This is a genomic window from Xanthomonas sp. SHU 199 (genome assembly GCF_000364665.1).
GTDB lineage: Bacteria > Pseudomonadota > Gammaproteobacteria > Xanthomonadales > Xanthomonadaceae > Xanthomonas_A > Xanthomonas_A sontii.
In genome coordinates this window covers 1-7,885 of record NZ_AQOI01000267.1, presented here as the reverse complement: position 1 = coordinate 7,885, position 7,885 = coordinate 1, and the positions used below count along the sequence as shown (strand labels likewise).

Below are 7,885 nucleotides of genomic sequence, written 5' to 3'. Positions count from 1 at the left end.
CGGCGGCGCCTTGGGCGGCGGGGGCGGCGGCGGCGCCTTGGGCGGCGCGCTGCTGCACGCGGCCAGCATCAACAAGGCGCTCGCGGCGAGGGGCAATCCATAACGCATCGACATCGACTCCTGTGGCAGGGCGAAACTAGAGGGGCAGCCGTGCAGACCCCATGAAGGTGCACGGGGCGCAGTCTAGCTGGCCGGAGGCGGGGCTTGGTGTGCGGTGGCGGTCGGGACCCGGAACGCGGAACCCGGAACCCGGAACCCGGAACCCGGAACCCGGAAAGCGTAGCGACGCGTCAGCGCAGCGGCGCATGAGGCAATGCCACAGCGAATCCCCTGGCGTGTAAACGAGCCCGAACCGGCAATTACCGTCCCGAGTCCAGCAAGCGCATGTCGCACATCTGTCCGCCCCTGAGTCCGCGCTGTCCCGGGCCTCCGGGTCCCGGGTCCCGGCTCCTTCCTCAGCGCCGCCGCCGCCCGGGCCCCAGCTTGCGGGTGACGGTGTTGCGGCCCACGCCCAGGCGGGCGGCGGCTTCGGCGCGGCGGCCCTGGGTGAAGCGCAGCGCCACTTCCAGCAGCGCCTTGTCGAAGCGTTCGCGGGCCTCGGCATGCAGGCCCTCGGCGCCGTCGGACAGGCGCTGCTGCGCCCAGGCCGACAGTTGCGTGTCCCACTCGCCGCCGTCGCCGCTGCGCTCGCGGCGGCCGCCGCGCAGCAGAGCGGCCTCGACGTCGCCGGCATCGATGATTTCCGCCGGCGCCAGCGCGGCCAGGCGCCAGCACACGTTCTCCAGTTCGCGCACGTTGCCCGGCCAGGGATAGGCGCGCAGCGCGTCCAGCGCCGCAGGCGCCAGCCGCTTGGGCGGGGTGTCGAGCTTGCGCGCGGCCATCGCCAGGAAGTTCTCGGCCAGTTGCGGCACGTCGGCGCGACGCTCGCGCAGCGGCGGCAACTGCAATCGCACCACGTCCAGGCGGTGCAACAGGTCGGCGCGGAAGCGGCCCTGTTCGACCAGCGCCTCCAGGTCCTGGTGGGTGGCGGCGATGACCCGCACGTCGACCCGGATCAGTTCGCGCCCGCCGACGCGGAAGAATTCGTTCTCGGCCAGCACGCGCAGCAGCCGGGTCTGCAGCGGCAGCGGCATGTCGCCGATTTCGTCCAGGAACAGGGTGCCCCCGTCGGCCTGCTCGAAGCGGCCGATGTGGCGGCGCTGCGCGCCGGTGAAGGCGCCGGCCTCGTGGCCGAACAGTTCGCTCTCCAGCAGTTCGGCCGGGATCGCGGCGGTGTTGAGCGCGACGAACGGTTTGCGCGCGCGCGGCGACTCTGTGTGCAGCGCGTGCGCGACCAGTTCCTTGCCGGTGCCGGTCTCGCCGTTGATCAGCACCGACAGCGGCGCCTGCGCCAGCCGGCCGATGGCGCGGAACAGCGCGCGCATCGCCGGGGTGTCGCCGATCAGTTCGGTGCTGCCCTGCCCGGCCGGCGCCACTGGCGGTGCCGCGGCGATGGCGCTGCCGGCATCGGGCAGCGCGCGTGCGGCCAGCGCCACCGCATCGTCCAGGTCGAACGGCTTGGACAGGAACTCGTGTGCGCCGCCGCGGAACGCGCCGGCGGTGCTGGCCACGTCGGTGTAGGCGGACATCACGATCACCGGTAGTTGCGGGTGCGCGGCCTTGAGCTTGTCCAGCAGCACCAAGCCGTCGTCGCCGGGCATGCGCACGTCGGTGAACAGCAGGTCGGGCATGGGCCGCTGCGCCAGCGCCTGCAGCGCGGCGGCGGCGCTGTCGAAGCCGTCGACGCTGTAGCCGGCGTCGCGCAGCGCGGTGGACAGCACGAAGCGCACCGAACGGTCGTCGTCGACCACCCAGATACGTTGCGTTCCTTGCAGGGAGTCGGTCATCGCAGTGCTCCTAATCGGTGTCCGCTGCGCGCTGCGGCAGCAGCAGGGTGAACACGGTGTGGCCGGGGCGGGAGCGGTAGGTCAGCGAGCCGGCATGCTCGCGCGCCACCTGCTGGGCCAGCGCCAGGCCCAGGCCGCTGCCTTCGGCGCGGCCGCTGACCAGCGGCAGGAACAGGTGCTCGGCCAGTTCCTCGGGCACGCCGCGGCCGTCGTCGACGATCTCCAGGCGCAGGCCGCGCGCGTGCACGCGATCGCGGATGCGCTGGCCGTGCTCGACGCGGGTGCGCAAGGTGACCTGCGCCGCGCCGGCCTGGATCGCGTTGCGCACCAGGTTCCACACCGCCTGGGTGAGGCGGTCGGCATCGCCGAGGAATTCGGGGATGCTGGGGTCGTAGTCGCGCTGCAGGCGCACCGACCAGCCGCCTTCGTTCTCGGCCAGGCGCAGCACCCGCTCCAGCACCGCGTGGATGTTGAGCATGGCGTGCGGGCGCGCCGGCGCTGGCGACAGCAACTGGTCGAGCAGGCTGTTGAGGCGCTCGATCTCCGCGCCGATCAGTTCGATTAGTTCGCGCTCGTCCTCGTCGCGGTGCTGGGCGCGGCGCGCCAGCAGCTGCGCGGCGCCCTTGAGCCCGGCCAGCGGATTGCGCAGTTCGTGGGCCAGGCCCTTGAGCGCCGCGCTGAGCGCGTTCGGCAGGGCCTGCGCCGGGTCCGGCGTGGGGAATTCGTCGACCGGGTGCGCTTCCAGCAGCCAGCCGCCATCGTCCAGCCGCGACAGCCAGCCCTCGGCGAAGCGCGGCGGCTCGCCGGGCACGGCCAGGGCCATGCGGTGCAGGCGCAACACGTCGCGCTCGTCGTTGCGCAGGAACCGTGCGAGCGCATCGCCCTGCACTTCCAGCGAGGCCAGCGGCTGGTCGAGCAGGCGCCGCACGCTGACCCCGAGCCAGCGCGCGAAAGCGGGATTGGCGCCGCGCAGGCGGCCGTCGGTATCAGCCCAGACCACCGGGGTGCCAAGGGCGGAAAGCGGGGGCGGCGGGGTGTTCATGGCCATTGCACCAATGTAGTGCAAAGCCGAGCAGGCGGCACGGGCGAGCGGCGCATGGCCCGGCCGCTGCCCTCGCGGATGGCGCGTCGCGCAGCCGCCTGACGACCAGTGGCTGCCGCCACCCGCCCATGCATCACGACGCAACCAGGACTCTTGCGTAAAGCCGGGGGTGTGGCGAGGCGAATGGCCACGCGGAATACCTCGATCTTTTGAGAATGGCCGGCGCTTCCCCCCAGGAAGCGCCGGCGAAGGCCGCGGCCGCGTGGACCGGCCACAAGCGCCGGCCACACGTCCTGCGACAAGGCCCGCGACCGCCGTCGCGGGCCGGCGAAACTCACAACTCGTAGGCGGATTCGCCATGCGAGGTGATGTCCAGGCCCTCGCGCTCGGCGTCTTCCGGCACGCGCAGGCCGATCACCAGCTTGGCGATCAGGAAGCCGACCACCGAGACCACGCCGATCCAGCCGACAGTGATCAGCACGCCTTCGGCCTGCACCAGCACCTGGTGGCCCATGGTCACGCCCTCGGCGTAGCCCATGCCGCCCAGCGCCTTGTCGGTGAACACGCCGGTGAGGATCGCGCCGACGATGCCGCCGACGCCGTGCACGCCGAACACGTCCAGGGTGTCGTCGGCATTGAGCAGCTTCTTCAGCCCGGTCACGCCCCACACGCAGATCACGCCGGCGGCCACGCCGATGGCGATGGCGCCGAACGGCCCCACGGTGCCGGCGGCGGGGGTGATGCCGACCAGGCCGGCGACCATGCCCGAGGCCACGCCCAGCGCCGAGGACTTGCCCTTGATCACCTTCTCGGTCAGCGACCAGGCCAGCACCGCCGCGGCGGTGGCCAACAGGGTGTTGAGGAAGGCCAGTGCGGCGGTGGCGTTGGCTTCCAGCGCCGAGCCGGCGTTGAAGCCGAACCAGCCCACCCACAGCAGCGAGGCGCCGACGAAGGTCAGGGTCACGTTGTGCGGCTTCAGCGCGGTGTGGCCGAAGCCCAGGCGCTTGCCGACGAAGTACGAACCGACCAGACCGGCCACGCCGGCGTTGATGTGGACCACGGTGCCGCCGGCGAAGTCCAGCGCACTCCTGCTGAACAGGAAGCCCGGGGTCGACCACACCATGTGCGCCAGCGGCAGGTAGCCGAAGGTGAACCAGATGACCACGAACAGCAGCACCGCGGCGAACTTCACCCGCTCGGCGAAGGCGCCGACGATCAGCGCGCCGGTGATGCCGGCGAAGGTCAGCTGGAAGGCGACGAACACGTACTCCGGCAGCTTGAAGCCCTTGGAGAAGGTGTCGGCCAGCGTGGTGGTGTCGACGCCCGCCAGCAGCGCCTTGTGCAGCGTGCCGATGAACGGACCGCCGTCGGCGAACGCCAGACTGTAGCCGTACACCACCCACAGCACCGCGATCAGCGAGAACACCACGCCGACCTGGATCAGCACCGACAGCACGTTCTTGGCGCGGACCATGCCGCCGTAGAACAGCGCCAGGCCGGGCACCACCATCAGCAGCACCAGCAGCGTGGAGGTGAGCATCCAGGCGACGTCGCCCTTGTCCACCACCGGCGCCGGCGTGGCCGCGGCCGCGGCCGGCGCGGCGGCCGGTGCGGGCGGCGGCGTCAGTTGTTCGGTGACCACGTCCGGCGTCGGCGCCGGGGTGGTTTCGGCTTGGGCGAAGGCCTTGCCGGGGATGCCGACCGCCATCGCGCTGACCAGCATCAGCATGCATACCGCGTAGAACCGGGCCTTCCACCCGGCGAACAGACCTGTCTTCATGAAGGGCTCCAAGGTGGGGTTAGAGCGCATCGGCGCCGATTTCGCCGGTACGGATGCGGACGACCTGCTCGATGGCGGTGACGAAGATCTTGCCGTCGCCGATCTTGCCGGTGCCGGCCGCGCCCTGGATCGCCTCGACCACGGCGTCCAGACGCTCGTCGGTCACCACCGTCTCGATCTTGATCTTGGGCAGGAAGTCGACGACGTACTCGGCACCGCGATACAACTCGGTGTGGCCCTTCTGCCGACCGAAGCCCTTGACCTCGGTGACGGTGATGCCGGACACCCCAGCCTGCGACAAGGCCTCGCGGACCTCGTCGAGCTTGAATGGCCGGATGATGGCGGTGATCAGTTTCATGCGCATACCCCGTTGGTGGAAGGAACCGGCCGCCGAAGGCCGACCGGCACTGGGCCCATCGACCGCGCCGCGAACGGCGCGGGTGCTGCTGCGCGATGCGTTCCGTGGATCACGCCGTGGCCCACCGCACCCAAGGTGCGGCGGCGACGGCGACGTGGGAGGGAACGTGGCCCACGGCACGCAAGCGCTCTGTTGCGCGGTCCATCCCCTGGACACTCGATGACGCGATGGTGGGCGCGGACCACCTGCGCGGCTCCCCAGCCGGGCAGGTGGCGGCGATGGCGAAGGAGGGAGGGGAAGCCTTCGCCATCGCCGCGCGTGGAACTCAGTTGGCGTAGTACAGCTGGTATTCCAGCGGGTGCGTGGCCGCGCGGAACTTGGTCACTTCCTGCATCTTCAGCGCGATGTAGCCGTCGATGAAGTCGTCGGTGAACACGCCGCCGGCCTTGAGGAACTCGCGGTCGGCGTCCAGCGCTTCCAGCGCCTGGTCGAGGCTGGAGCACACCTGCGGGATCTGCTTCTCTTCTTCCGGCGGCAGGTCGTACAGGTCCTTGTCGCTGGGCGCGCCCGGGTCGATCTGGTTCTTGATGCCGTCCAGGCCGGCCATCATCAGCGCGGCGAAGGTCAGATAGCCGGACTGCAGCGGATCCGGGAAGCGGATCTCGATGCGGCGCGCCTTCGGGTTGGACACCCACGGAATGCGGCACGAGGCCGAACGGTTGCGCGCCGAGTAGGCCAGCATCACCGGCGCCTCGAAGCCCGGGACCAGACGCTTGTAGCTGTTGGTGCCGGAATTGGTGAAGGCGTTGATCGCCTTGGCGTGCTTGAAGATGCCGCCGATGTACCACAGCGCCATCTGCGACAGGCCGCCGTAGCCGTCGCCGGAGAACAGGTTGGTGCCGCCCTTGGCCAGCGACTGGTGCACGTGCATGCCCGAGCCGTTGTCGCCGACGATCGGCTTGGGCATGAAGGTCGCGGTCTTGCCGTTGCGGTAGGCGACGTTCTTGATGATGTACTTCATCATCATCAGTTCGTCGGCCTTCTTCACCAGCGAGTTGAACTTGGTGCCGATCTCGCACTGGCCGGCGGTGGCCACTTCGTGGTGGTGCACTTCGACTTCGATGCCGACCTGCTCCAGGGTCTTGCACATCTCGGCGCGCAGGTCCTGCAGCGAGTCGGTCGGCGGCACCGGGAAGTAGCCGCCCTTGACCGCCGGACGGTAGCCGCTGTTGCCGCCTTCGATCTTGCTGCCGCTGCTCCAGGCCGCCTCTTCCGAATCGATCTTGAAGAAGGTGTGGCCCATCTCGTTGCCGAAGCGCACGCCGTCGAAGATGAAGAATTCCGGCTCCGGGCCGAAGAACGCCTGGTCGGCGATGCCGCTGGACTTCAGGTAGGCCTCGGCGCGCTTGGCCACGCCGCGCGGATCGCGGCCGTAGCTCTGCATGGTGGCCGGGTCGAGGATGTCGCAGGTCAGCACCAGGGTCGGATCGGCCATGAACGGATCGACGAAGGCGGTGTCGGCGTCGGGCAGCAGGACCATGTCCGACTCGTTGATGCCCTTCCAGCCGGCGATCGAGCTGCCGTCGAACATCTTGCCTTCCTCGAACAGCGCCGGCTCGATGATGCTGACCGGGAAGGTGACGTGCTGCTGCACGCCGCGCATGTCGACGAAGCGCAGGTCGACGAACTCGATCTTGTTGTCCTTGACCAGCTTCTCAATAGTTTCCGCAGACATTCGATGCAACCTCGGGTTGTGAAGGGCGTGGGCGAGTATCAGCAATCGCCATGCCAAGCGTGTGGCACTCACAAGCCCTTGATTCTGCTGAAGCGTGCACGCGAAGGATGCAAATGCACTGCACTTTAGTGGTGCATTCACACCTGAACGCACCAAATTTGTGCGCGAGGCGGATGCTCTATCCTTGCGCAGCTTCCCCTCCCCCAAAGCGACCCTCTCCTCCATGAGCGATCTGTTGTCGGCCCTGCTGCTGGGCATCATCGAAGGCCTGACCGAATTCCTGCCCATTTCCAGCACCGGGCACCTGTTGATCGCCGAGCGCTGGCTCGGCCACCGGTCCGACTTCTTCAACATCGTGATCCAGGCCGGCGCGATCCTGGCCACCACCCTGGTGTTCCGGCAGCGCCTGTGGGATCTGGCCACCGGCCTGGGCGACCGCGCCAACCGCGACTACGCCTTCAAGCTGGGCGCCGCCTTCCTGGTGACCGCGGTGGTCGGTCTCATCGTCCGCAAGGCCGGCTGGCAGTTGCCCGACAGCGTGCAGCCGGTGGCGTGGGCGCTGGTAATCGGCGGCGTGTGGATGCTGGTGGCCGAGTACTTCGCTGCGCGTATGCCGGAGCGCGAGACGGTGACCTGGACGGTGGCCATCGCGGTCGGCCTGGCGCAGGTGGTGGCCGGCGTGTTCCCCGGCACCTCGCGCTCGGCGGCGACGATCTTCCTGGCGATGCTGCTGGGCCTGAGCAAGCGCTCGGCCGCGGCCGAGTTCGCCTTCCTGGTCGGCATTCCGACCATGTTCGCGGCCAGCGCGTATTCGTTCCTGGAGCTGTACAAGGACGGCGGCCTGGGCAGCGAGAACTGGGGCGACGTGGCCCTGGCCTTCGTCGCCTCGATGGTCACCGGCTTCGTGGTGGTGAAGTGGCTGCTGGGCTACATCAAGTCGCACCGCTTCACCGCCTTCGCGGTGTACCGCATCGTGCTGGGCGCGGCGCTGCTGCTGTGGTTGCCGGCGGCCTGAGGGGTTGCATCGGCGGGGCGCTGCGCGCTCCTTACCCTCACCCCAACCCCTCTCCCGAAGGGAGAGGGG

The 7,885-nt window shown here is 69.5% G+C and carries 6 protein-coding genes; 1 reads left to right on the top strand and 5 read right to left on the bottom strand.

The window, feature by feature from the left end; genetic code table 11:
- Positions 1–455: 455 nt before the first annotated feature.
- From ntrC to glnA, 5 genes are all read right to left on the bottom strand, one after another.
- Complete coding sequence (ntrC, locus tag D183_RS0110235; protein ID WP_017908905.1) at positions 456–1,886, bottom strand: nitrogen regulation protein NR(I); 1,431 nt, start codon at positions 1,884–1,886, stop codon at positions 456–458.
- A gap of 10 nt (positions 1,887–1,896) precedes the next feature.
- The gene (locus tag D183_RS0110230) at positions 1,897–2,934 is read right to left on the bottom strand and encodes a two-component system sensor histidine kinase NtrB (protein WP_017908904.1); all 1,038 of its coding nucleotides are present in this window, start codon (positions 2,932–2,934) and stop codon (positions 1,897–1,899) included.
- 328 nt (positions 2,935–3,262) lie between these two features.
- Positions 3,263–4,708 (bottom strand): ammonium transporter, encoded by a 1,446-nt coding sequence (amt, locus tag D183_RS0110225; protein WP_026144356.1) that lies wholly within the window; start codon positions 4,706–4,708, stop codon positions 3,263–3,265.
- Between the two features lie 19 nt (positions 4,709–4,727).
- Positions 4,728–5,066, bottom strand: a complete 339-nt coding sequence (locus D183_RS0110220; protein ID WP_010341076.1) for a P-II family nitrogen regulator — start codon at positions 5,064–5,066, stop codon at positions 4,728–4,730.
- Positions 5,067–5,391: 325 nt separating this feature from the next.
- Positions 5,392–6,801: a type I glutamate--ammonia ligase gene (glnA, locus tag D183_RS0110210; RefSeq protein ID WP_017908900.1), complete on the bottom strand. Its 1,410-nt coding sequence runs from the start codon at positions 6,799–6,801 to the stop codon at positions 5,392–5,394.
- A gap of 223 nt (positions 6,802–7,024) precedes the next feature.
- Between glnA and D183_RS0110205 the strand changes: the two genes are divergently transcribed.
- Positions 7,025–7,816, top strand: coding sequence for an undecaprenyl-diphosphate phosphatase (locus D183_RS0110205; protein WP_017908899.1), 792 nt, complete (start codon positions 7,025–7,027; stop codon positions 7,814–7,816).
- Positions 7,817–7,885 lie beyond the last annotated feature (69 nt).

What these genes read in the sequence shown, in the direction of transcription:
- D183_RS0110230 (WP_017908904.1), bottom strand. Translation starts at nt 2,934, where the DNA reads ATGGCCATGAACACCCCGCCGCCCCCGCTTTCCGCCCTTGGCACCCCG.
- D183_RS0110220 (WP_010341076.1), bottom strand. Translation starts at nt 5,066, where the DNA reads ATGAAACTGATCACCGCCATCATCCGGCCATTCAAGCTCGACGAGGTC.
- amt (WP_026144356.1), bottom strand. Translation starts at nt 4,708, where the DNA reads ATGAAGACAGGTCTGTTCGCCGGGTGGAAGGCCCGGTTCTACGCGGTA.
- glnA (WP_017908900.1), bottom strand. Translation starts at nt 6,801, where the DNA reads ATGTCTGCGGAAACTATTGAGAAGCTGGTCAAGGACAACAAGATCGAG.
- ntrC (WP_017908905.1), bottom strand. Translation starts at nt 1,886, where the DNA reads ATGACCGACTCCCTGCAAGGAACGCAACGTATCTGGGTGGTCGACGAC.
- D183_RS0110205 (WP_017908899.1), top strand. Translation starts at nt 7,025, where the DNA reads ATGAGCGATCTGTTGTCGGCCCTGCTGCTGGGCATCATCGAAGGCCTG.